A 23,715-nucleotide genomic window follows, 5' to 3' on the forward strand; every position below is an offset into this window, starting at 1 on the left:
CCATCATCCAGGAGGGAAATTACTTGTCATGTTCTAATAGTATTAAATCTTTGCTTGATATTCAAGACGTTAACATTAATGTTAACGAAAATTGTGTAAAGGAAGGAACCTATAAAGGAAAAAGGTGTAAATATTACCTTACCCATTACGGGTATAAATCCAACCTACCTGCTTCTACAGAAACAACATTTCATGTGCCAAGCCTGTCAAAGTAGTTTTACTGCTAAAACGCCTATTGTTCAGCGGAATTGTTTTATATCACAAAACGTGAAAGCGCAAGTTATTTTAAAGTCTACCGAAGCACAATCTCTTACGTCTATCGCAAGGGATTGTTCGGTATCACATGCCCCCGTTCAACGACAAATTAATAAAGCCGCAAAACAATTTATACCCCACTACAAGTCACTACCTAAGCACCTTTCTATTGATGAGTTTAAATACGCAAAAGGTGAAATGGCCTTCGAATATATAAATGCGGAATCAGGAGACATATTGGATATCCTAGATAGACGAAATAATCTTACGATTAAGAATCACTTTATTGTGAACTACAGTTTGACTGACTGTCAACATGTGGAAACCGTAACAAATGATATGAATGCGGGTTATGTAAGTGTGATTAAAGAATTATTTCCACTGGCGAAAATTATCATTGACTGATTCCACCAGGTTCAACTAATTATATGAGGACGAGTTTAAAAACGTTGAGAAAACATCTTCCGTTTATAGAAAATAGTTTTATTTACCCCTATGATAACGGAAGAATTGAGGGGAATAACAATAAGATTAATGTATTGAATCGTGTCGCCTATGGAAATAGAAACTTTCAGAACTACAGAAAACGAATCCTTTTACACTTTAAGTTAAAACCATCGATTAAACAGCAAAAAAAGGACAATCCCATGCTGTATAACATTTATGTGGATTTTATAGGTTTGAAATTCATTTGTCTATTTTTGTATCCTTTACAAGTGCAATAGTAGTTGTTTGGAGTGCAAGATGGCGACTCCAGCGGGAACTGAAGACCCCACAGGAGCATGCTTTTTGCGACGAGGAGGCTGAGCCGTGCCCGCGGAAAGCGTCCATCTGGAACGGAAAACAATGGGATACAGGAAGACTATGTGAAAAAGGACTATCCCAGAAAATCAGCTTTACTGACTTCTAGGATAGCCCTACAATAACTAAATTATGGTTGGCTACTATTCTTCGCCAACGTCATTTGACAAAGAACCAGAAACACCCGTCACTAGGTAGTGGCGGGTGTTCTTTTACATTGCTTGTTCCTCTTCGTTCTCTTGCTGCATCAATGTTAAGTGGAATAAGTCTTTTGGTATATAATAAAGATCATATACTTCATCTATTTCATTAATTTCTGCATAAATCGCAGAATGTGATTCATTGGCTTTTATGGCATATCTAAGTTTTTCTGTCGCACGGATACTTTTACTATTATGTTTGCGAATACGTAAAAACACCGTTTGGATATCTAATTCAAAGAATAGCTCCTGTAAAAATTGTTCCTTAGCCTTCTTATTGTACCCTAGACCTTGAAACGGACTACCGATCCAGGTGCCTAAAAATCCTGCACCATGATCTACATCGAACAGATTAATTGTTCCGATGGGTTGGCCAAAGTCGCTCACAATTGTACGAGATATAACTTTACCTTTTTCTTCTTCTTCCACTAACTGTTTCGTAATAAACAAATACTCATCAGCCGAACTTGCTTTTTGACGTACGAAAGGCAAAATAGTTGGATCTGACATAAGTTCAAAAAGCGATGTACATTCAAACAAATCCCGTTTTTTTATCAATAAAAGCGCCCCCTAAAAGAACCGATAAATGAGCAGAGTCATCCTAGTCCCCTGAAATTTTTCACTTCAACGTGCATAAAAAATTTCGGGGTAGGAATCGAACCTACTAGGACCAGCTCAAAACCGGTGGCGCACCATTTGCCTTCCCTCGGCAAAGCGAACTTTGCCTTATAAAATTATTTGCATTAATAATATACTAATTTTTTTCTGTTTTGCATAGTAGAAAGTATATTAAAAATAATTAAATTTTTGTGAACATTATTTCGATAAAAAATGTAAAATGCTTGAATGTTTCTAATTAAATACATATGATTATAATAACTTAGTATAGAACTTGAATAGGAGTTTTTAAACAGATGTCTCAGTCCTTCTTAAACCATACTCAATTCCATTTATTATATGATTTAGCCGATGATTATGTGTTCTTTATGCGCAAAGAAAATTCTACTTATGTGTATGAGTTTATCAACAAAAAAGCGGAGGAGCTTTTCTCGGACGACCCCAGTGGGAGAACGCTCGAGGAATGTTTTAATGAGTTTCACAATAAAACGATTGTTCAACATTATAATCGTGCATGCTTACAAAAAGAATCTGTTTGCTACCAAGATAATTTTTGTGTGAAAAGTGAAACAATCATTAATGAGACGACAGCTATTCCCATTTTTGAAAATGGAATTACTTACATTTTAGCCACAACTAAGGAAGTTTCGCGAACACAGCAAATGAAAGAATCTACGTATGTTTTAGAAACCTTCCATACAGCCATTAATGAGGTTGCATTGGTTGCAATAACCAATCAAGATGGAATAATTGAAGTAGTCAACGAATTATTTGAAACTACCACCAAGTTTAAAAAAGAGGAAGTAATTGGAAGCACATTTCATCTGATAAATTCGAATTATCATGATGAAACTTTCTTCTCCAATATGTGGGAAACTATTCGGAATGGGAATATTTGGAGTGGGAAAGTACGTAATCGAACTAAATATGGTTCCTTTTTTTGGGTAAATGCGACCATTGTACCAATAAGAAATGATTTAGGGCAAATCGAAAGATTCTTAACGATACAGTTTGACAATACGGAAAAGAAACGTATGATGACTGAACTGCGAAATATTGAACGCTTGTTTAAATTGATAACGGAACATTCAAATGATTTAATAGCTATAACGGACGCAGAAGGCTATTTACTTTACTCATCACCAAGTCATGAAACAATATTAAAATATGATAAAGAAGAATTACTTGGTAGCTATTATTTAAGTTTAGTAACAGATCAAACAGAAATAGAGGGTCTCTCTGAGTTGAAAATGGAAGATAAGTTCCGTATGGAGCTTCTCCTACAAACCAAGGATGGAAACTCAATTTGGACTGATACATCTATTACGACAGTAGAAAGTACTGTTGACGATGAGAAACAAAAATGGTTTGTTATCGTATCTCGTGAAATTACAGAGAAAAGAGCCTTAGAAGATCAGCTGAAGTTTATGGCTTTTCATGATAGTTTAACTAGCCTTCCTAATCGACGGTCCTTTTATCTTGATTTTCCTGTTACGATTTCATCGGTTAGCTCTGCGTTTCCAAATGTCGGTTTACTTTATATTGATGGAGATAATTTTAAAGAAATTAATGATATATACGGGCATGATGTTGGAGATCAGTTTTTAACTCATTTTGCTGAAAAGCTTAACATTAGTTTAGACTATAAATACGATGTATATCGTATTGGCGGTGATGAGTTTGTCGTAATTATTGATCAAATTGTTGATTATGTGAATGGCAAAAGTAGCAAAGTGGAAGAAATTGTTCATTCGATTCAGCAAAACTTACGTATAGGTTGGAAGATAAATGATTTTTATTTTTCGCCAACTTCATCTATCGGGATTGCTATGTTCCCGAATGATGGGTCTTCTGCCGATGAACTATTAGATAATGCAGATCAGGCGCTATATTTGGCTAAGAAAGATGGAAAGAACAATTATATTTATACCAATGCCGTTCATGTTTAATGAAACGGCTTTTTCTTGAATTTTGGGAAATACTATAGAAATATTGGAAAGGGTGGAAGAGATGACGCGACATATTTTATTAATAGAAGATGAAGTGAATATTGCGAAGTTTGTGGAGCTAGAGTTAAAGCATGAAAATTTTCAAGTCACAGTTTCTCACGATGGGCGCGAAGGTGCAGATTTAGCATTAAATCATGCTTATGATCTAATGCTTATTGATGTCATGCTACCAAATCTCAATGGCTTGGAAATATGTCGAAGAGTACGCAAAAAGAAAAATACCCCTATTATCCTAATTACAGCAAGAGATGCGATTATAGATCGCGTATCCGGTTTAGAAACAGGTGCTGACGACTATGTGGTGAAACCATTTGCTATTGAGGAATTGTTAGCAAGAATACGTGCAGTATTTAGAAGGGTAGAGCCCGCTTTAGACAGTACTAAAAAAGAATTGGCTATCAAAGGGCTAACAGTTGAACAAAAAGCACATCAGGTTTTCTATGAAGGGAAGGAAATCGAATTAACAAAAACGGAGTACGATATGCTCGTTTATTTCATGGAGAATTACAATATGGTGTTGTCTAGAGATGCCATATTGGAAAAAGTTTGGGGATATGATGTAGAGATTGAAACAAATGTGGTGGATGTATACATAAGACATCTGAGAAAAAAGTTACCCGCTGAAATTGCAGCCATTATTGAGACCGTCAGAGGAGTAGGGTATGTTATGAGATGAAAAAACATTGGACTTTACAACAGAAATGGACTTACGCTTCGGCGATTTCCATATTTTTTAGCTTCCTAATGATGTGTATTATATTATATTTTTCTCTTTTTAATTGGTTGCAAATTTCCGAGGAGAAAATTGCGCAGAATACACTGGATGAAGTCACACATTTTTTCAAATCTAATGGTCCCATCATCTCCATTCAAGATATTCAAAAAAATAGACCACTACTCAACCAACTGGTCAACCAAAAGCAATCAGTTCGTGTATTGAATGAAGATGGGATCGAAATTCTCCGAATCAACGATGCTAGTGATTTCCCAAAATCCTTTCCACTCCAGACAGAGGAATTTGTTAGAGAAGAAATAGATGGACAAATAGTGTTCCACAAGGGTTCGGAAATAGACTTCGGCTTGTTTAAAGGATATGTACAAATATCACATAGTTTAGAAAGCTTTTCTCAGCTCATGAATTATATATTAATAGCCATGTGTATATTCGCACTCATAGCGCTTGTTCTTTCCGCGTTAATAGCCTATACGTTATCCACTGTATTGTTGAGGCCAATTAAAGAACTAAGGGATGAGATGCAGTTTGCAAAACAGACGAAGTTTTCGAAATCAGTGAGCTTCGAATATGACAATGAAGATGAAATTGGTGAGCTACTAAAAATTTACAAGGAATTGATGGGTGAAGTATCAAAAACGATTACAAGGCAAGATGAATTTATCCAAAATGTATCTCATGAATTGCGTACTCCCGTCCAGGTAGTGGAGGGGCATTTGTCGTTATTGAATCGGTGGGGAAAAGAGGATCGCTCCATATTAGATGAGTCACTGGAAATATCGCTTTTGGAAATACAAAAAATGAAATTATTAATCGAAGAAATGTTAAAGCTAGCAAAAAATGAGCATGATGATTGGATGGAGGTCACTTCTGTAGTAACTGTCCTTCAGCAGTTACAGCAAAGTTATGTACATTTATCACCAGAGACAACGATAGAAATTCTAGGAGATGAACAAGTAAAAGTACTTATTCCGCCTACTGCTCTAGAACAAATTCTACGTAACTTAATTGAAAATGCCATAAAATATAATGATAAACGACCCTATATTAAAGTGACAGTTGTTAACAAATTGGAGCAGGTGCAAATTACCGTGAAAGATAATGGAGTTGGCATTCCAGAATCGTTATTACCCAAAATTTTCGAACGTTTTTTTATTGTAGATGAAGCAAGAACCAAAAATAAAGGAGGTTCCGGTTTAGGATTAAGTATAGTCAACAGTTTAGTAACTGAATACGGAGGTACCATTTCGGTTACTAGTGAGCAAGATAATGGCTCAAATTTTTACATTATATTCCCTAAATTTACAAGTGAATAATAATTCAGTGGAAAACCATAAAAAATTTGTCGAAATACTGAATTTTTTTGTAAAACCCATTGTATTTTTTTTCGATAGTAGTAAGATTGAGATGGAAAAATTGTTCTTAGATAAGGATAGTTTGTGACAATATAAAAGAGTGGTAAACTATATACATGTATATAGTTAAATTTTTTTCATGTAAATCTACAGGAACTTTTTTATTCATTAATATATTTTTTGATAAATGCCTAAAAGGCACAAAATGTTGGAGGTTTTTTTAAATGTCGAACAATCAAACACCTTGGTCAGCTTTTTCTGGTCCTAATCTTGGGTATGTGATGGAGCAGTATGATTTATTTTTACAGTCTCCGGAAGATGTGGATCATGAATTAGTAGAGTTATTTCAGCAATATGGTGCGCCTAAGATGCCTACTGCGATATCATCTAACAACTCTGAGAAACCTGTTGTAGAGGCAAATAATTTCGAGAAAGTGGTAAATGCAATTCAACTTGCAGATGCAATACGAAATCATGGTCACTTAACTGCTAATATTTATCCATTAAATGATGGGCCAAAAGAAGATTCTAAGCTAAAATTATCTACTTATGGTTTAACGGAGCAAGATTTACGAGAAGTACCTGTTTCATTCCTAATTAAAAATGGACCATCAAATATTGCAAATGGTTTACAAGCAATTGAGTATTTGCGTTCTATGTATACGGATAAAATTGCATTTGAAATTGCTCATATTGTTAATTCGGAAGAACGTGCTTGGTTACAAGAAAAGATCGAAAAAGGTGCTGTAAAAGAAAAACTTACAGCTGAAGACAAAAAACAATTACTCAAACGTTTAACACAAGTGGAAGGGTTTGAGAAATTCATCCATCGTACGTTTGTAGGAGCAAAACGTTTTTCCATTGAAGGTTTAGATTCTTTAGTTGTATTAATGGATGAGTTAGTTCGTCAATCCGATAAAACAAAAACAAAACAAGTAAATATAGGTATGGCTCATCGCGGTCGTTTAAATGTATTAACTCATGTACTTAACAAACCTTATGAAATGATGTTTGCAGAGTTTGCACATGTGCCTACAGAATCATTTTTACCAAAAGATGGTTCACTAAAACTTTTTGAAGGTTGGTTTGGAGACGTTAAATACCATAAAGGGGCAAATTATCTCTCCCCTTCAGGTTTAAAAGTAAAACTTGCTTATAATCCTTCCCATTTAGAGGTTGTAAGTCCAATCGTTACTGGTCAAACACGTGCGGCACAAGAAACAACAGATGCGGCTGGTTACCCAGTTCAAGATAAAAATGCTGCTTTTGCTATATTAGTACATGGTGATGCTGCTTTCCCAGGGCAAGGGGTTGTAACCGAAGTATTAAACTATAGCCGCGTTCGTGGTTATCAAACTGGTGGTTCGATACATATTATCGCGAATAATATGATTGGTTTTACTACCGAACATTTTGATTCTCGTTCAACTAACTATTCTTCTGACCCAGCTAAAGGGTATGAAGTACCTGTTATTCATGTAAATGCTGATGATCCTGAAGCGGTAATTGGTGTGGCAAAATTTGCACATGAATATCGTCAAAAATTTGGAAAAGATATCGTTATTGATTTAATGGGGTATCGTCGCTATGGACATAACGAAATGGATGAACCGTTAGTAACAAACCCAACGATGTATCATTCTATTCATAAACATCCAACTGTTCGTGAGTTATACGGCAAGCAGTTAGTAGAAGAAAGCTTAATCGATGCTTCGGAAGTAAAAACAATAGACGAATCTGTTTTCGCTGAAATGCAACAAGCTTATGATCGTGTGAAAGAACTTCCACCATCGACTGTACATGATATCGTTATACCACAAGTTGTGTTAGATGGTATACCGGAAATTCAAACAGGGGTAGAAGAGAGTAAGCTTGCTCAAATCAATGAAGATTTACTTACATGGCCAGCTGATTTTAATGCTTTCAAAAAGTTAGAAAAAATATTGAAGCGTCGTGAAGAGCCGTTCAAAGGTAAGGGTAAAGTAGATTGGGGCCATGCAGAAACATTAGCATTTGCAACAATTTTACAAGAAGGCAATTCTATCCGTCTATCTGGTCAAGATGCTCAACGTGGGACTTTCTCTCATAGACATTTAGTACTTCATGATGAAAAAACTGGAGCTGAATTAACACCGATTCATGCTATTAGCGATGGGAACGCTTCATTTGTTGTGCATAATAGCCCACTAACAGAAGCAGCAATTTTAGGGTATGAATTTGGATATAACTTAGAAGATAATAACTCACTAACGATTTGGGAAGCTCAATATGGTGACTTTGCGAATATGGCACAAGTTATGTTTGATAACTTTATCAGTTCGGCTAGAGCTAAATGGGGTCTAAAATCAGGCTTGGTTATGCTATTGCCACATGCTGCAGAGGGTCAGGGTTCCGAGCATTCTAGTGCACGTTTAGAACGCTATTTACAATCAGCTGCTGAAAATAACTGGACTGTTGCCAATCTATCAAGTGCGGCTAACTATTTCCACATTTTACGCAGACAAGCGAAAATGCTTAAGGAAGAAGTTATTCGTCCGTTAATCATTGTTTCACCTAAATCATTATTACGTCATCCACTAGTTGGAGCAGATGTAGCAGATTTAACTTCTGGTCAATTTGAAACAGTGGTGGAACAACCTGGTTTAGGTCAACAGGAAGACAAAGTAGAGAAAATTATTTTTGTTAGTGGTAAACTTGCAATAGACTTGGCAGACAAAGTAAAAGATGGAGTAGGTTTTGACCATCTTCATATTGTTCGTGTTGAACAACTGTACCCATTCCCACAAGAAAAGATTCAAGAGATTGTATCCCGTTTCCAGTATGTGAAACAGCTTGTTTGGGCTCAAGAAGAACCACAAAATATGGGTTCATATCACTTTGCTCTTCCATATCTATTAGAAATAGCAAAAGATCAAGAAATTACTTATGTAGGGCGTGTGCATAGAGCAAGTCCTGCTGAGGGTGATGGAGATACTTATAAAGTAGAACAAGCACGTATTATTGAAGAAACATTAAAGAGCTTATAACATAGGATTAGATCAGACTAGAGGAGGAAATTCAAGTGGCAGACATTATTGTTCCAGAATTAGCAGAATCGATTACAGAGGGTACTATTGCACAATGGTTAAAACAGCCTGGTGATACAGTTGAAAAAGGTGAGTTCATCGTAGAACTTGAAACAGATAAAGTGAACGTTGAAGTTATTTCAGAAGAAGCTGGAGTAGTTAGTGAACTTTTAGCTGCTGAAGGAGATACAGTTCTAGTTGGGCAAGTAATCGCAGTAGTAGGAGCTAGTTCAGGTTCAACTGCATCAGCTCCAGCTGCACAAGCTGAAGCAAAAGAAGAGGTAAAAGCACCTGAAGCTCCTAAAGCAGCTCCAGTAGTTCAAGAGACTGCAACTGAGCAAGACCGTACGATTGCAAGTCCTGCAGCGAGAAAACTAGCTCGTGAAAAAGGCATTAACCTAAGTGATATTTCACCTGTAGATCCTATGGGTCGCGTACGTGTACAAGACGTTTCTGCTCATGGCTCAGCACCAACACCTGCAAAAGCAGCTCCTGCTCCAGCAGCAAGTGCACCTAAAGAAGATGATGGCCGCACAACTCGTGAAAAAATGTCTCGTCGTCGTCAAACGATTGCTTCACGCTTATTAGAAGTAAGACAAAGTACTGCAATGCTTACAACTTTCAATGAAATTGATATGACGAATGTTATGGCATTACGTTCGCGCAAAAAAGATCAATTCTTTGAACAAAATGATGTACGTCTTGGGTTCATGTCATTCTTCACAAAAGCGGTAGTGGCAGCACTTAAAAAATATCCATATGTAAATGCTCAAATTGATGGAACAGATATCGTGAAAAACAACTTCTATGATATTGGTATCGCCGTTTCTACAGAAGGTGGTCTTGTAGTCCCGATCGTTCGTGATGCAGACCGAAAAAACTTTGCAGAAATCGAAGCTAATATTGGAGAACTTGCTAAAAAAGCACGTGATAATAAATTAGCTCTATCGGATATGTCTGGTGGTTCTTTCACTATTACAAACGGTGGAGTATTCGGATCTTTATTGTCAACACCTATCCTAAATGGTACACAAGTTGGTATTTTAGGAATGCACACAATCCAAAAACGTCCTATCGCTGTTGGAAATGAAGTTGAAATCCGTCCAATGATGTACGTGGCATTATCTTATGACCACCGTGTAATCGATGGAAAAGATTCAGTTGGCTTCCTAAAAACAGTTAAAGAATTACTAGAAAATCCAGAAGACTTATTGCTTAATAGTTAACAAAAAAATCAGGAATCCAGTTTCCCGGTTCTTTAAGTTCAAGACCTGTTTCTATCGTTTTCGAAGGACTTTGAACAGACATTTTGCTATAATATTACCGTTTGAATTTTTAGGGATGCTGGTTGGTTGTGACACTCGTCACAACCAACCAGCATCCTTTTTTTCGGTAATCTTATGGCGTTTGTCCCGCATTAACGGGCAGTAGAGAACTGCCCGTAAAAGCCCGAATGGTTCAACTAACAATCAGTGGGGGGATGAAGCCCCACTAATTGAAGTTTCACTTTTTCTATCTGTCGCCCTCCTACAACTCTTAGAAACAGGTAAGTACGTTTTTGGATAGAAAAGATGATTTCCTATTTAGAGAAGTGGATGATGGATGACGGTCTAAGTACGCGACATCGTGGTGCTCCTGCGCAAAGATCGTCGCAAAATAAAAAAACATTTCGCAACGACTGCCTGTCCCGCATCATGCGGGCCCGAATATGCAATTTCATTCGCTATCTCGCCTCTTTATTAAATTTTTCACGACCCTTCATCAAAGTTCCCAAGTGTAGCCTATGGATCTTTCGCTTTTGTTTGCAATGAGAGCATGCTGAATAATATATAACTTGCTCCCCTGGATTAAGAGGTTTTGGCTTTCGGAGTTCTTTTCTTGGTCGTAGGTTTTTTCATTTTGGTTCTATCAAGGGAAGCTTGTAGGGCAGACATTAGATCGGTCACATTTGATGGTAATTCTGTTTGTTTTTCGCTTGTAGTGACTACATTATTTCCAGCCTTTTTCTCTTCAATTAGCTCCATTAAGGCAGTTCGGTAATCATCTGTGTATTTTTCAGGTTGAAATTCTGTAGTTAATTGGTCCACAAGCATTAAGGCAGTATCGAGTTCTTTTTTTACTATCGCTTGTTCAGTAGGAATATTTGGTACATCTGTAGAGTTACGAACTTCATCGGGGAAGTGAATGGTTTCCATGATTAATGTTTCTTTATAGACGCGGACAATTGCTAATTGCTCCTTAGAACGAATCATAATTTTAGCAACTCCAATTTTGCCAGACTCCAGCAATGCTTCTCTTAACAGAGAGTAAGCTTTTCCACCACCACTATCAGGTGCCATAAAGTAACTTCGCTCGAAGTAAATTGGATCAATTTCCTCTAGTTTTACAAAGTCTATTATTTCAACAGCCTTATCTTCATTTTCTTTTTTCAGTTTTTCTAGTTCTTCTTCATCTAAAATAACAAATTTGTTTTTAGAGTATTCATATGCTTTGACGATATCCTCATTCTTCACCTCCTGTTTACAGCCTTCACAAACCTTCGCATAGCTTATTGGTGTATGACAATCCTTATGGAGCTGACGTAATTTTATATCCTTATTTTCTGTTGCTGTATGGAGCTTAATGGGAATATTAACCAAACCAAAGCTGATACTTCCTTTCCAAACTGTATGCATGATGGTCACCACTTTTTCTTTTTCTTCTTACTATGCAATCTTTTACTTCTTTTTATGTATCAAAAGTAGATTTAATATGAAAACTAAAGAAAAACATTGGAAGTAGGAAAACAATTGATGCCTATGCTTTTAACTGCTTCAACAGAAGTTCCTTTAGGAAATGAGTGGGTGTACGAAACGAAATATGATGGATTTCGATGTATTTTAGAATGGGAGAATGAGCCATTACTGAAAAGCAGAAACGGAAAATTACTAAATGATATATTTCCTGAGATTATTAACTTCTGTCATGACATGTATAACCAAATAAAACCCTATTTACCGCTGACAATGGACGGTGAATTAGTTTATTTAATAAATAATTTTCAAAGTGATTTTTCCAAAGTTCAGTTAAGAGGTCGAATGAAAAATAGCGAGTCCATAAGAAATAATGCTCAAACATTTACATGTCATTATATTGTATTCGATTTGCTGCAATATATAGGCAAGGATCAAAGCAATCTTTCATTAACTAAACGAAAAAAGCAAATGGACCGACTGTTTAAAAAAGTTCAACTTCCTGTGTCCATAAATTATGAAGATACAAAAAGATTACAGGCCATAGACGTTTTTGAGGACCATACACAATTGTGGGATAAAATAGTCGCAGGTAATGGGGAAGGGTTAATAGCCAAACAAAGAAGTAGCACATGGAATAGCGCCCAGCGGACTACCAAGTGGTTAAAAATAAAAAACTGGAGATTTATTAATGTCGTTTTAACGAAATATGATAAAGAGAATGGCTTTTTTCATGGTGCCCTATATAAAAATGACCTTTTGTTAGAAGTCGTTACATTTAGACACGGACTATTCAAACAGGAGCAAAATATGTTAATAGCATTATTTCAAAAGAATGGGACAAAACTATCCAATAATATTTGGGAAATAGAACCATCCATTTGTGTAGAAATTGCTTGTATTGATTTTGATGGAAAAAAGTTAAGAGAACCAAGATTTCATTCGTTTAATTTGAATAAGGATATACAGGATTGTAATTGGCAACAGATGTATAAAGAATTATATCCTTTACCCCCATCTACTAAGATGACTCATCCTGATAAACCAATATGGCCTGATCTGGGGATACGAAAAGATGATTACCTTATGTACCTACAACGAATATCTCCCTACATGTTACCTTTTCTAAAGGATCGGCTTCTTACAGTTATTCGATTTCCACATGGTGTAACTGGGGAAAGTTTCTATCAGAAGAATACTCCTGATTATGTTCCAGACTTTGTTGCGACAAGGCAAATGGACGATATTAATTATATGATGTGTAATGATATAGAATCATTGCTCTGGTTAGGAAACCAGCTAGCACTGGAATTTCATATTCCTTTTCAAACGGTACATACAAATAATCCGACCGAAATTGTATTTGACCTGGATCCACCATCGGTTCACGAATTTTCATTGGCTGTGGAAGCTGCTTTACGAATGAAACTCATATTTGATCAATTTCAGCTGAAGTCCTATGTAAAAACTTCTGGTGGGAAGGGAATTCAGCTATATATCCCATTAGTGGAGGATAGCTTTACGTATGAAGAGACAGGTATTTTCACTAGATTTGTATGTGAATTTTTAGTAGAGCAAGATCCGAAGTGGTTTACTACTGAAAGACTGAAAAAGAATCGCGGCAATAAATTATATTTGGATTATGTCCAACATAAGGAAGGCAAAACGATAATAGCTCCCTATTCACCTAGAGGAAATGACTCGGGGCTTATCGCAACTCCGCTTATATGGGAGGAGGTCAAAGAATCTTTAAAACCAAATACATTTTCGATTCCATATGTACTAGATCGTGTAAAGAATGAAGGGAATCCATTTCGAGACTTTAGATTAAATATGGAAAAAGAAAACTTTACAATAGTCTTAAATCAATTAAAAGAACTTATAAAAAATGATTAAATATAGTAGGTAAAAAACATACGTTCGCATACAATAGTAAAAAGGAGGAACGAACTTGCGTAATGATTTAGTAAAGTATTTAAATCGAGGATGGATTGTCGAGTTAATGTATGTATCAAAAGCTGGAGAGATCAGTAAGCGTAAAGTAAAGCTACTAAAAGTACAAGAAGATATATTCCATGCTTATTGTTTTAAGCAGAATGCGAAAAGAACATTTCGAGTCGATCATGTCCTAGCACTCGTTCCCATATTACAACAGGAAAGAGGAGCTGTATAAATTTCTCTTCTTTCCTACAATGATTTATTGAAAAAAGTTATCTTGAAACGTATACTAGTTATAAAGGAAGTGGATATATGATACATACAAATTGGGCTACAATGCCAACTATTAAAACAGTAACATGTACGCAAACAGATGCTAAAAAATTTCTTGTGAGTAATGTGCTTACTGTTGGAAAAACATATGAAGTTAAAAATGAAACAGAAGAATTTATATTTGTAATTGACAACACAGGAAAAGTTGGCGGCTACTACAAAGAATATTTTCAATAAAAAAACCGATGTGATTTCATCGGTTTTTTTTCATAAGGAGGTAAGAATATAAAATGAAAGACATAATAATGGATGAACAACAGAAGAGATTACTTCGAGTACATTCCGAACAAGACACAGAACTTATTGGGGCGGGCGGGTATCTATCACCAGAAGAATATTTACTGGAAGATGTCCTAATTGCTATATCCTTAAAAAAACCTGTTTTGTTAAAAGGACCAACAGGGGCTGGAAAAACAAAGCTTGCCGAAACAGTTTCAGCATTTTTTTCTCAGCCTATTCAAAGTATAAACTGTTCCGTGGATTTAGATGCGGAGGCATTAATAGGGTTTAAAACTATCGTGACAAATGATGGAGTGAACGTAATTGATTTTGTAGATGGACCAGTAGTGGAAGCTATGAAAAAAGGACATATCTTATATATCGATGAGATAAATATGGCCAAAGCAGAGACGCTTCCTATTTTACATAGTGTACTTGATTATAGAAGAATGCTTACAAACCCTTTTACAGGAGAAGTTATAAAGGCACATCCTGATTTTTCGGTTATTTCTGCGATTAATGAGGGCTATATCGGGACAACCCCTATGAATGAAGCGTTGAAAAATCGATTCGTTTCGTTTGCAATTCCATATATTTCTGGTGCGCATCTTGAACAACTATGGCAGGAGATGTTTCCAACAGCCCCTAAGTCCCTACACACACTGATGTTGAATTTAGCCAATGATTTAATGGAACAAGTCAAACAAGGGTTACTTTCAGAGGAAGCAGCATCTATTAGAAGTTTGCTCTATGCTACTGAATTAGCACTATATATGGAACCAATAAGAGCAATTACATATGCGATCGCTGAAAAGCTAGAGGATGACCAAGAAAAACAGCTTGTTTTAGCTTTGGCTTCTTCTTGGATTAAGTGAGGTAGATCAATGGGTTCAGTTGACCGTTTTATACAGTTCAATAATGAAATGATAGATGCAAGACAGCTAATGCATTATGAAAATGTAGCCAAGGCTTTAACTAAAAACAATTTATTGGCAATAAATGAACGTAAATTGATAGAATTTCAACCAGCGGAACAGACTATATCTTTGAGTGTGTTTTGGAGACATCGTGAGGAACATGTGATGCATGCTGGTAGAATGTCCGATATTTTTATTATGGCAGATGGATTTTGGAAGCTATTTGATGTATTAAAGTGGCAGTATTTTCAGGAGGAGAAACCAAATAATCTCCCTAAATTCATGGATCAGTTGTTGTTTTGTATAGAAGAGTTTCGAATGATTGAAATGATTCAGAAAAAGAGAATTGGCACACAAAAAACATTCAACATTCGTATTCAAACCTATTTGGATTTTCATAAACAGCAGCTTCGCGTAAGTATACAAAAAGGTTTTTTAGCGGATGCCTTTATTAGTTATTTATATATTTCCCTTTACGAAGGGACTATGTACGTGCAGGGACCAGATTCCTTTAAGCTTACAAATACTATTATTCAAAAAGTATATGAGTCTAATTCAACTCAGTATTCCATTGATTTAGTTTATCAAATGTATGTACTATTGAATGAATATCTGAAAGAGGATAGCTTACTGCAATACTATGCAATTATTTCTTACAAAAGTTTACCGCCTAAGGATTTTCATTATCATCGAGGGGTAAAAAACTCAGAACCTGGTGAAGAGGGCGAGAAAGATACGATTGAAGAGATATTTCGATCCTGGCATCGAGAAAATGAGCAGGAAGACGGTGTCCACCTTCAATATGAATTAGAGCATGGAAGAGATGGAAAAGCGGAACAAGCAATTGATGCGGAAGAAGGACAAGAGGGTCATGATATTACGATGACTGGAAAGGGTCAGTCAAGTGGGAACAGTAAAGAAGGGCAAGTGGATCAGACGGACAAAGATCAATCCAGTGACTTGAAAAAAGCTGGGAAATCCTTTGGTAAAGAACATACGAATGTTGTTTACAAGGAACAGCGTATTGAGCTTACTAATCCATCTGACAATAAGCATCACCTATACAAGTACCGTCAGGAGTCCGCGCCATATGTTAAGGCATTTGTGCAAGAGATGAAAAAACGGTTAGATCAAAAACGGATAGATAAACGAACTAACTTAACAAAGGGAAGATTATCTACTAAATTGACAGCTCTTTGGACAGAGGAAAGACCTAAACCCTTTTATAAAAAGAATGCACCAAGCATTCAATTAAATGCTGTATTTGGTTTGTTAGTGGATGGGTCTGCTTCAATGCAGGACAAGATGGAAGAAACTAAAAAAGCTGTTTTACTTTTTCATGATGTATTAAGAGAGCTAAAAATTACGCATGAAATTGTCCTACATTTTGAAGATGCTTATGAGGCAACAGAAACTTCCCAACCGAACACCTTTGAATGGATTCATAAGTTAGAGGATGGGCAACAGGATAACGGTTTAGATATTCTTTCCATGGTTGCCCATGAAGATAATAGAGATGGGTTTGCTATAAGATGGATGGGGAATCGTTTAAAGCATAGATCGGAAACTCATAAGTTCCTTCTTGTATTTTCAGACGGGGAACCTTCTGCATTTGGTTATGCACAAAATGGGATTATGGATACTGCAGAGGCAGTATTAGAGCAAGAGCAACGGGGTATTACGGTTTTACATTTATTTTTAAATGATCAAGAGGCAACAGAGGAGCAGTTGAATTTATTTCGATTAATCTTTGATAAGAAATCAGCTACCGCATCTTCATTACAAAAATTTTCGGAGGAAACACTTCGTTTACTTCGCAAAATGCTACATCTAGTTGTGCAAAGTTCTTAAAAGAGTTATATCTTATATGTTTATAAATCATACAATAGGGAATATATATAATCGAGGATTTTTTTCGGTGATTTTATTCCTGATAAATTTCATTCATAGAAAATCACCGAGCTAAATACAATTTTTAGAAGGAGAGATGTTCCGAATGAATTGGTATGAAAAGCTCAATCAATATTTTCCAGTCGATGAAATGAAATCGAAAGTTCATATGGAAACACTTTTAGTTGATAAAGAAAATGTGTATATAAAAGATGAAGGTCCAAAGCATGTATTAATGTACGTAGAATTTGAAAACTTTATCTTTGTGGACTATTTATTTGTGTCTAAAGAAGCTCGTGGAGAAGGACTTGGTCGTAAATTATTAAATCAATTAAAAGTGAAAAATAAGGTTATATTATTAGAAGTAGAACCTAAAAACTACGGAGATACAGACTCAGAAAAGCGTCTAAAGTTTTATGCGCGTGAAGAATTCAAACATGCCACCCGTATTGGTTATTCGCGTCGTTCACTGGCAACTGGTGAAAATACCATTTTGGAAATTCTATATTGGTCTCCATCAGAGCAGGATGAATATGCAATTTATAAAGCGATGAAATGGACCTATGAAAATATTCACACGTATAAAGATGAAGATTTTTATGGTGATTCCTATGATGCTTCTCATGAAGTATTAGTGTTTACTGATGAGAATAAGAAAAACATGTTGAAAAACTACTGAAGTGTTTTTCCTACATGAAGAAAAGAATTCATATTAAATCAATGATGATTTAATATGAATTCTTTTTATTTTCACCAAATATAGTAGTTGTTCGTTAGTAGTCTATACCTTCTTAAGAAGAGCGGTTTTTAGATTGGTCTGCTATAAGTAGAAGGCGTTGTTTCAATTCTTCTTCCATGCGGCCGATTTCTATTTCTGCTGCTTTTCGTTTAATACGGCCATCTGCTTGAATACGCATCGTTTCCTCAATTGTTTGAAGTAGGTTTTCTTGAGTTTTCTTCAATGTATCAATTTCTACAATACCGCGTTCATTTTCTTTTGCGGTTTCAATGCTATTGACCTTTAGCATTTCCGAGTTTTTCAGTAATAGGTCATTCGTTGTTTGTGTAACTTGTTTTTGAGCTGCAACCGCTTTTTGCTGACGATTTAATGTTAAGGCTATAGCTATTTGATTTTTCCAAAGTGGGATAGATGTCATAATAGATGACTGAATTTTTTCCGCAAGTGTTTGATTGGTTTGCTGGATCATGCGAATTTGCGGTGCACTTTGAATGGTTATTTGTCGGGATAACTGCAAATCATACACTCTTTTTTCTAATCGATCTACAAATTGAGCCATATCATTTACTTCTTGATATGCCATTTGATCATTGGATAGTTCTGCTTTACGTCTTAATTCTGGAATCGTTACATTCACTATGTCATCTCGTTTTAATTCTGCTGCTGCAATATATACGTTCAATGCTTGGAAATATGTTTTATTTTGGTCGTACAGTTTATTAAGCATTTGCACGTCCTCAACAAGGCCGCGTTTAGAGTGCTCTAGTTGAATACCAATTCGATCTATTTGTGTACTTAGTTTCTGATATTTTGTCATTAGTTCCTGTACCGAGCGATTGACACGACTAAATAATCGTTTAATACCTGTTTTTTTCTCAGTGGATAGTTCATCAGGATTAATCTCAGATAATTTATTCATCAAATCACTTAAAATATCTCCAACTGGTCCAATATCCTTTTTTTGCACATGGTCTAACATCTGGTGGGAAAAGCGTGTAAGCTCTGCTTGTGCATTTGCACCGTACGTTAGAATTGCTTCGTAGTCACCAGCAGGAATTTGTTCTGCAAGTTGGCGAGCCTTTTGTTGCTCCGCTTCTGATAATCGATCAATCAATTTAGTTGGAGCAGCTTCTTTTTCTATGGAAACAACTTGGGGTTTGGTAGTATCCAAATTAAATGGACTAGATAATAATTCGTCCATTAATATATCATCACTTGTATTCGATAACTTTTCGCTCATTTTCTGATTCTCCTTCTAAATATAAAGGTTTTTCTGTCTGTTTAACGGATAATTTAGCAAAATCGAGTTCCATTTTAAGGAGTTCTACATCAGAGGCTAGTACATTATTTAAATCTTCTTCCATAACTGTACTAATTGATTCTAATGTATCACGTGTGTCTTGTAATGCTAATTTCATTTCTTTGTTCTTCACCGGTTGTGAAACTAAGAACGTATATTTTGATGTTAGCTCGACCGCAGAATCTAAATGTGCATAAAAGAATTTTTCAGCTTGATAAAATTTCTTTGGATTAGATTTAACAAGTGCAATAATCCGTTTTGCTAAACGATTCATTTCAAATAATTGTTTAAATGAGCTGATAGAACGCACTTTCAAATACTGACTATTTAAAGCTTTTATCTTTTTATTTGCTTCTTTTAATTGTTGTTGAATGTGAAAATACTCAGAAAGAGACATTTGATGTTTTTTCATAATGCTTCTTTGCTGTATTTTTTTAATCGTAAAATTAGAAATAATATATACACCTATTGCTAAAGCCGAGCTCCACAAAAATCCACTATTAATTGAAAAATAGAAAATTAACCAAGAAGTGATCATGATCGGTATATTTAATATGCAATGGCGTATGAAGGTTTGAATTACTTCAGTCATGATTTTACCTCCTTTTTCTATACTACTATATACGTTTCAATGGGAATAAGGTTTCATTTACAAATAATATTAAACGATATCTGATTCCATAGAGGTATATCCTTTTAACTCCTCAAACAATTCCAGTCTAAAAGCATTTGTTAGAGATAAAGGAGAGACACCTTTTTGTATATATTCTAAAAAATGATTTAATTGTTTTGTATCGCCTTCTATATCAATAACGATCAGTTTGTCCACCGTTTGTTTGCAGTAACCTTTTAATCCGAGTGATTGAGCTTTTTGTTTCACTAAAAATCGAAAACCTACTCCATCCACATCACCATGCATTTGAATATAAGCTCGCTTTTTCATCACATAGTCTCCTAATCAGTAGTTAATAGTATAATCATTATCTATAACTTAACTCAAAAAGTACCAATTTTCAATTTATAAATTCCTAAGCCGTTTAAGTAGACATTTAATATAAGAGCAGTAGAATATGAGTTAATAAAAAATGTTAGAGGCGATGCAAATGTTTGAAGTAATTTATATGAAAGCAGACTATGAGCCATGGTGGCTATTTGAAGGTTGGGAAAAGCAAATTGTGGAAAAACATGTTTTTGAAAATGAAACAGAGGCACAACTTTTTCTAAAAGCAAAATTAGTAGAATTACGTGACAGATTTCCAAAAGAAAAAGGAAAGCATAACAAATACTGGGCTTTCTGGTCAGAGAAAGAAGTATGCTTTTGTGAATCATGTGACGATGATTTACAAATATATCATGGTTTAATATGGAATGACTTACGTTGAAATATTTTGAATTATAAAAATATTCATTGACTAAATTGTAATAGTTGATATAATTTATGTAACAATTAAAGTGAAAAATACCGAAATAATTATTCACATATCCTATGAAGTGATCGATGTGAGTCGGTACTTCATGGGATATGTGAATTTTTTCACGTATTGATTAATTTTTTGGAGGTAATTGAATGAAACAAGGTACAGTAAAATGGTTTAACGCAGAAAAAGGATTTGGTTTTATCGAAGTAGAAGGTGAAAATGATGTATTCGTGCACTTCTCAGCAATTCAAGGAGAAGGATTCAAATCACTTGAAGAAGGACAAAAAGTTGAATTTGAAGTAGTTGAAGGTAACCGCGGCCCCCAAGCTGCGAACGTTACAAAACTATAAGCGGAAAGAGAAGCCCATCTTTAGGATGGGCTTCTCTTTCATTATCTGATACATAACCGCTCAATTGTAATTAGTAGTAGGTTTATTAATTTTTCGCTAAGGGTATAAAAGTTAGTGTGTACTACTTTGTTAGGGGGCAATTTTTTTGGATGAGGCATTACTTGACCATAAGTTAAAAGAGTATTTAGAGGAAAATAAAAACAATTTCGAAAAATATTTATTAAACCAAGCTGTAAATGTTAGAGAGAAAATCAATGATATTTTGAGGGTTGGAGATATTGACTTGATCAATAATGCTCATAATCTTACTCATTTTATTATTGACGGAAATAAACAGGATAAATTAAGTGCATTTGCAAAGCAAGAGGGTGTTGCGTGGGCTACATTTTCTTTAACACTATCGTTTAAATTGGAATGGATTCAGGCGATAAGAAGAACATTGTGGATTTTCATACAAAAATATAGTAATGAAATACAGGCGATTTCAATTGTTACATTTTTTGAGTTAGAAAAACAGATTAACAATCAAATAGATTACTTTTTAAATGAATTCTTTATTAACTACTCTACTTATAAAGATGCACTTATTTCTTCACAACGGAAAGTGGTGGAATCCCTTTCTGTACCAATTATACCGATTACACCATCTATATGTATCTTACCGTTAATCGGGTCAGTAGATACTTTTAGAACAAGTATATTAGAGGAAAAGGTGTTAACGGAGATTGGTCGTTTACATATTCAAACTCTAATAATAGATTTATCCGGAATTAAGGAAATGGAAACAGAAGTAATAGATCATTTAATGAAAATCATCTATGGTACTTCGATGATGGGCTGCCGTGCAGTTATTACTGGTTTAAGACCGGATGTGGTTCGACAAATGATTCAATTGGGCATTAAATTTGATAAAGAAACACAAACCTTTGGGACTTTGCAACAAGCATTGAATAAATACCTAATTAATAAAGAATAAGGTTGAGACAAAACCCTAAAAGCACCATTTCTCGATGAAATGGTGCTTTTCACGACAGTTCATTCGCACATGAAATAAGAAGGATAATTGGAATTAGCGTTACCATAAGTTTTTTCATGATATTTCCTCCTCCTTATAGTATAAGCTTTGTTTCTAAACAAGATCATTGCTTGAGGATTAGACGATGGAAGGCTTATAATGTTTCAATTTGTCTTTTTTTGGTATAGTGAATAGAGGAAGGGGATATGACCATGAATGTAGAACTCAAAAAAGAACTACCAACATACGAGGAACAGAAAGACTTCTATATAAAATTACGTTCTAAAATCACAAAATATGTGGACAGTAAATCGGGTAAAGCAGGGAAGTTTACTCCATATCTTCTGTTTGCACCGGATCTATTTCACTTATTGGTTAAGTCAATGTTTGATGATCGATTAGATGCTAAGAGTAAAACACTCATTGGCAGTGGGATATTGTATTTCATCGCTCCCGTGGATATATTACCGGAAGGTTTAATTGGACCAGGTGGTTTTATAGACGATATTATTGTAGCTACTTTTGTAGTGAATATGTTAATAAATAAATTTTCTCCAGAAGTGATAGAAGAAAACTGGGCTGGAGATGAAAAATTATTAAATGTATTGAAGAAGGTATCTGAAACAAGTGATACAATGCTAGGTAAATTACCAGCTAGATCTCTACTGGGTCGATTTATGAAGACTTCAAAACAGGCTAAGTTGTCTAAAAACTAGTCCTTGGACAAATAGAATAGAACTTCAGTATAAAAAAGAAATGCTATCTTTTTACAACCCGTTCAGTTGAGGGGTACAAAACACTCAAATAACAAACCAATTATGGATATAAATAACACAATATTTTTGTGAAATTAGCACTGTTTTAGCAGTGCTTTTTTTGCGTCCTTCTAAATTTATTGACAATTAAAGGGAATTGAGTAACGATGTGGTAAGATATAAATGTAGTAATAAAGATTGTGAAGGTGCTACTTAAACTATCGAGGCGTTTAGTTAAAGAAAAAGATATAGGCAGTGAAAAATATGGAAAAAATTATTGGAACACATTTGTTGAAAACAACCCTTATAAAACAACTTTGTATACATAAAAAACGCAGTAGGAATTCATTCACGAATTGCACTGCGTTTTAGTTTAATTGCATTAAAATATGTTATTTAACTATGTTAAAAGAGAACTAATTAGAATCAAATAAGAACCTCTGGCTTTATAATTTTCAATTATCACCAGGTTTCATCAAGGTGTTGAGCATAGTAGGAAATCCCTCTTTTGAAGTACTGAAGATGTTCATCAGACGTTGTTTCCATCAAGTTGGTCAAAGCAATTTCCATTGCCTGTTTATAGTTTTTTGAATTGTACAGAGCCATTGAGTAAAAAATTTGTAGGCCGCGATGTTCCGGAAACTCTGTCACACCACGTCGTAAAGTTTCAACTGCTTCTGGATAGTAACCCAAAGCTCGGTAGGTACTGCCAAGACCCAGTAAACATCTTTGAAGATCCTGTTTTGTGAGACCTAGCTCGAGAGCCTTTACATAATAGAGGATAGCTTCCTTCGAGTATCCAGAATTATCATGAACAATTCCTGTCTGATAGTTGACTTCAGCGTGATCTGGATAGGTAGCGACCATTTCTAAAAGCAGAGTTCGCGCTTTCTTCAGAATGTCTTGGTCTTGCTTAGCGCGCCCTTCTTCACGCAATTCAATTGCTTTTTCTAAAAGTAAATGCAAATTTGTTTTATCCGAAGTATTTATTATTTTATCATTCATTTTTAAAACTCCCTCAAATGTAGTATTGCAAATGGCAAAGTAACATTGTAAACACAATATTCTCGGGA

The 23,715-nt window shown here is 35.2% G+C and carries 23 protein-coding genes; 17 read left to right on the plus strand and 6 right to left on the minus strand.

Annotation, left to right across the window (positions count from 1 at the left end; all coding sequences use genetic code 11):
* Nucleotides 1-192: 192 nt before the first annotated feature.
* Both LDK52_RS02350 and LDK52_RS02355 read left to right on the plus strand, forming a co-directional pair.
* Nucleotides 193-660: a transposase gene (locus LDK52_RS02350; protein WP_277584348.1), complete on the plus strand. Its 468-nt coding sequence runs from the start codon at nucleotides 193-195 to the stop codon at nucleotides 658-660.
* A 23-nt stretch (nucleotides 661-683) separates the two neighbouring features.
* Entirely contained in the window at nucleotides 684-980 is a 297-nt protein-coding gene (locus LDK52_RS02355) for a transposase (protein ID WP_277584349.1), read from the plus strand.
* Between the two features lie 288 nt (nucleotides 981-1,268).
* On the opposite strand, the gene LDK52_RS02360 is transcribed toward LDK52_RS02355, so the two are convergent.
* Nucleotides 1,269-1,814, minus strand: coding sequence for a GNAT family N-acetyltransferase (locus tag LDK52_RS02360; protein ID WP_277584350.1), 546 nt, complete (start codon nucleotides 1,812-1,814; stop codon nucleotides 1,269-1,271).
* Between the two features lie 356 nt (nucleotides 1,815-2,170).
* Here LDK52_RS02360 and LDK52_RS02365 point away from each other — a divergent pair, with 356 nt between their 5' ends.
* The 5 genes from LDK52_RS02365 to odhB all read left to right on the plus strand — a co-directional run bounded on the left by LDK52_RS02365 (nucleotide 2,171) and on the right by odhB (nucleotide 10,262).
* Nucleotides 2,171-3,823, plus strand: a complete 1,653-nt coding sequence (locus tag LDK52_RS02365) for a diguanylate cyclase domain-containing protein (RefSeq protein ID WP_277584351.1) — start codon at nucleotides 2,171-2,173, stop codon at nucleotides 3,821-3,823.
* 61 nt (nucleotides 3,824-3,884) lie between these two features.
* Complete coding sequence (locus LDK52_RS02370) at nucleotides 3,885-4,559, plus strand: response regulator transcription factor (RefSeq protein ID WP_277584352.1); 675 nt, start codon at nucleotides 3,885-3,887, stop codon at nucleotides 4,557-4,559.
* A complete protein-coding gene (locus tag LDK52_RS02375) occupies nucleotides 4,556-5,932 on the plus strand; it encodes a HAMP domain-containing sensor histidine kinase (protein WP_277584353.1) in 1,377 nt (458 codons plus the stop codon). Before LDK52_RS02370 ends, LDK52_RS02375 begins: the two co-directional genes overlap by 4 nt.
* A gap of 263 nt (nucleotides 5,933-6,195) precedes the next feature.
* Nucleotides 6,196-8,997: a 2-oxoglutarate dehydrogenase E1 component gene (locus tag LDK52_RS02380; RefSeq protein WP_277584354.1), complete on the plus strand. Its 2,802-nt coding sequence runs from the start codon at nucleotides 6,196-6,198 to the stop codon at nucleotides 8,995-8,997.
* A gap of 35 nt (nucleotides 8,998-9,032) precedes the next feature.
* On the plus strand, nucleotides 9,033-10,262 hold the full coding sequence (gene odhB, locus LDK52_RS02385) for a 2-oxoglutarate dehydrogenase complex dihydrolipoyllysine-residue succinyltransferase (RefSeq protein WP_277584355.1): 1,230 nt from the start codon (nucleotides 9,033-9,035) through the stop codon (nucleotides 10,260-10,262).
* 621 nt (nucleotides 10,263-10,883) lie between these two features.
* On the opposite strand, the gene ku is transcribed toward odhB, so the two are convergent.
* Nucleotides 10,884-11,711: a non-homologous end joining protein Ku gene (ku, locus tag LDK52_RS02390; protein ID WP_277584356.1), complete on the minus strand. Its 828-nt coding sequence runs from the start codon at nucleotides 11,709-11,711 to the stop codon at nucleotides 10,884-10,886.
* Nucleotides 11,712-11,825: 114 nt separating this feature from the next.
* Here ku and LDK52_RS02395 point away from each other — a divergent pair, with 114 nt between their 5' ends.
* From LDK52_RS02395 to LDK52_RS02420, 6 genes are all read left to right on the plus strand, one after another.
* Entirely contained in the window at nucleotides 11,826-13,664 is a 1,839-nt protein-coding gene (locus LDK52_RS02395; protein WP_277584357.1) for a DNA ligase D, read from the plus strand.
* Nucleotides 13,665-13,719: 55 nt separating this feature from the next.
* Nucleotides 13,720-13,941, plus strand: a complete 222-nt coding sequence (locus tag LDK52_RS02400) for a transcriptional regulator (protein WP_277584358.1) — start codon at nucleotides 13,720-13,722, stop codon at nucleotides 13,939-13,941.
* 77 nt (nucleotides 13,942-14,018) lie between these two features.
* Nucleotides 14,019-14,216 (plus strand): DUF6501 family protein, encoded by a 198-nt coding sequence (locus tag LDK52_RS02405; protein ID WP_277584359.1) that lies wholly within the window; start codon nucleotides 14,019-14,021, stop codon nucleotides 14,214-14,216.
* A 53-nt stretch (nucleotides 14,217-14,269) separates the two neighbouring features.
* A complete protein-coding gene (locus tag LDK52_RS02410) occupies nucleotides 14,270-15,133 on the plus strand; it encodes an AAA family ATPase (protein ID WP_277584360.1) in 864 nt (287 codons plus the stop codon).
* Between the two features lie 9 nt (nucleotides 15,134-15,142).
* Nucleotides 15,143-17,026, plus strand: a complete 1,884-nt coding sequence (locus LDK52_RS02415; RefSeq protein WP_277584361.1) for a vWA domain-containing protein — start codon at nucleotides 15,143-15,145, stop codon at nucleotides 17,024-17,026.
* 145 nt (nucleotides 17,027-17,171) lie between these two features.
* On the plus strand, nucleotides 17,172-17,744 hold the full coding sequence (locus tag LDK52_RS02420; RefSeq protein ID WP_277584362.1) for a GNAT family N-acetyltransferase: 573 nt from the start codon (nucleotides 17,172-17,174) through the stop codon (nucleotides 17,742-17,744).
* Nucleotides 17,745-17,856: 112 nt separating this feature from the next.
* Here the strand turns inward: LDK52_RS02420 and LDK52_RS02425 are convergent, their stop codons facing one another.
* The 3 genes from LDK52_RS02425 to LDK52_RS02435 form a co-directional block, all read right to left on the minus strand.
* The gene (locus LDK52_RS02425) at nucleotides 17,857-19,044 is read right to left on the minus strand and encodes a toxic anion resistance protein (protein WP_277584363.1); all 1,188 of its coding nucleotides are present in this window, start codon (nucleotides 19,042-19,044) and stop codon (nucleotides 17,857-17,859) included.
* A complete protein-coding gene (locus LDK52_RS02430; protein WP_277584364.1) occupies nucleotides 19,016-19,696 on the minus strand; it encodes a 5-bromo-4-chloroindolyl phosphate hydrolysis family protein in 681 nt (226 codons plus the stop codon). The genes LDK52_RS02425 and LDK52_RS02430 overlap by 29 nt, the downstream gene beginning before the upstream one ends.
* Before the next feature lie 69 nt (nucleotides 19,697-19,765).
* Entirely contained in the window at nucleotides 19,766-20,047 is a 282-nt protein-coding gene (locus LDK52_RS02435; protein WP_277584365.1) for an acylphosphatase, read from the minus strand.
* A gap of 160 nt (nucleotides 20,048-20,207) precedes the next feature.
* Between LDK52_RS02435 and LDK52_RS02440 the strand changes: the two genes are divergently transcribed.
* The 4 genes from LDK52_RS02440 (at nucleotide 20,208) to LDK52_RS02455 (ending at nucleotide 22,603) form a co-directional block, all read left to right on the plus strand.
* Nucleotides 20,208-20,486, plus strand: coding sequence for a DUF1033 family protein (locus LDK52_RS02440; RefSeq protein ID WP_277584366.1), 279 nt, complete (start codon nucleotides 20,208-20,210; stop codon nucleotides 20,484-20,486).
* Nucleotides 20,487-20,671: 185 nt separating this feature from the next.
* Nucleotides 20,672-20,872: a cold-shock protein gene (locus LDK52_RS02445; RefSeq protein WP_090561394.1), complete on the plus strand. Its 201-nt coding sequence runs from the start codon at nucleotides 20,672-20,674 to the stop codon at nucleotides 20,870-20,872.
* A gap of 145 nt (nucleotides 20,873-21,017) precedes the next feature.
* Nucleotides 21,018-21,848 (plus strand): STAS domain-containing protein, encoded by an 831-nt coding sequence (locus tag LDK52_RS02450; protein ID WP_277584367.1) that lies wholly within the window; start codon nucleotides 21,018-21,020, stop codon nucleotides 21,846-21,848.
* A gap of 251 nt (nucleotides 21,849-22,099) precedes the next feature.
* Entirely contained in the window at nucleotides 22,100-22,603 is a 504-nt protein-coding gene (locus LDK52_RS02455; RefSeq protein WP_320415332.1) for a YkvA family protein, read from the plus strand.
* 501 nt (nucleotides 22,604-23,104) lie between these two features.
* Here the strand turns inward: LDK52_RS02455 and LDK52_RS02460 are convergent.
* Nucleotides 23,105-23,647, minus strand: coding sequence for a tetratricopeptide repeat protein (locus LDK52_RS02460; protein WP_277584369.1), 543 nt, complete (start codon nucleotides 23,645-23,647; stop codon nucleotides 23,105-23,107).
* Between the last annotated feature and the right edge of the window lie 68 nt (nucleotides 23,648-23,715).

Source organism: Psychrobacillus antarcticus (genome assembly GCF_029533155.1).
In the GTDB taxonomy this organism is placed as follows: Bacteria; Bacillota; Bacilli; order Bacillales_A; family Planococcaceae; genus Psychrobacillus; species Psychrobacillus antarcticus.

Coding starts and splice junctions, on each gene's coding strand:
- LDK52_RS02460 (WP_277584369.1), bottom strand. CDS start 23,647: ATGAATGATAAAATAATAAATACTTCGGATAAAACAAATTTGCATTTA.
- LDK52_RS02370 (WP_277584352.1), top strand. CDS start 3,885: ATGACGCGACATATTTTATTAATAGAAGATGAAGTGAATATTGCGAAG.
- LDK52_RS02405 (WP_277584359.1), top strand. CDS start 14,019: ATGATACATACAAATTGGGCTACAATGCCAACTATTAAAACAGTAACA.
- LDK52_RS02355 (WP_277584349.1), top strand. CDS start 684: ATGAGGACGAGTTTAAAAACGTTGAGAAAACATCTTCCGTTTATAGAA.
- LDK52_RS02455 (WP_320415332.1), top strand. CDS start 22,100: ATGAATGTAGAACTCAAAAAAGAACTACCAACATACGAGGAACAGAAA.
- LDK52_RS02350 (WP_277584348.1), top strand. CDS start 193: ATGTGCCAAGCCTGTCAAAGTAGTTTTACTGCTAAAACGCCTATTGTT.
- LDK52_RS02445 (WP_090561394.1), top strand. CDS start 20,672: ATGAAACAAGGTACAGTAAAATGGTTTAACGCAGAAAAAGGATTTGGT.
- LDK52_RS02375 (WP_277584353.1), top strand. CDS start 4,556: ATGAAAAAACATTGGACTTTACAACAGAAATGGACTTACGCTTCGGCG.
- LDK52_RS02435 (WP_277584365.1), bottom strand. CDS start 20,047: ATGAAAAAGCGAGCTTATATTCAAATGCATGGTGATGTGGATGGAGTA.
- LDK52_RS02420 (WP_277584362.1), top strand. CDS start 17,172: ATGAATTGGTATGAAAAGCTCAATCAATATTTTCCAGTCGATGAAATG.
- LDK52_RS02410 (WP_277584360.1), top strand. CDS start 14,270: ATGAAAGACATAATAATGGATGAACAACAGAAGAGATTACTTCGAGTA.
- LDK52_RS02415 (WP_277584361.1), top strand. CDS start 15,143: ATGGGTTCAGTTGACCGTTTTATACAGTTCAATAATGAAATGATAGAT.
- LDK52_RS02380 (WP_277584354.1), top strand. CDS start 6,196: ATGTCGAACAATCAAACACCTTGGTCAGCTTTTTCTGGTCCTAATCTT.
- LDK52_RS02365 (WP_277584351.1), top strand. CDS start 2,171: ATGTCTCAGTCCTTCTTAAACCATACTCAATTCCATTTATTATATGAT.
- LDK52_RS02430 (WP_277584364.1), bottom strand. CDS start 19,696: ATGACTGAAGTAATTCAAACCTTCATACGCCATTGCATATTAAATATA.
- ku (WP_277584356.1), bottom strand. CDS start 11,711: ATGCATACAGTTTGGAAAGGAAGTATCAGCTTTGGTTTGGTTAATATT.
- LDK52_RS02440 (WP_277584366.1), top strand. CDS start 20,208: ATGTTTGAAGTAATTTATATGAAAGCAGACTATGAGCCATGGTGGCTA.
- LDK52_RS02425 (WP_277584363.1), bottom strand. CDS start 19,044: ATGAGCGAAAAGTTATCGAATACAAGTGATGATATATTAATGGACGAA.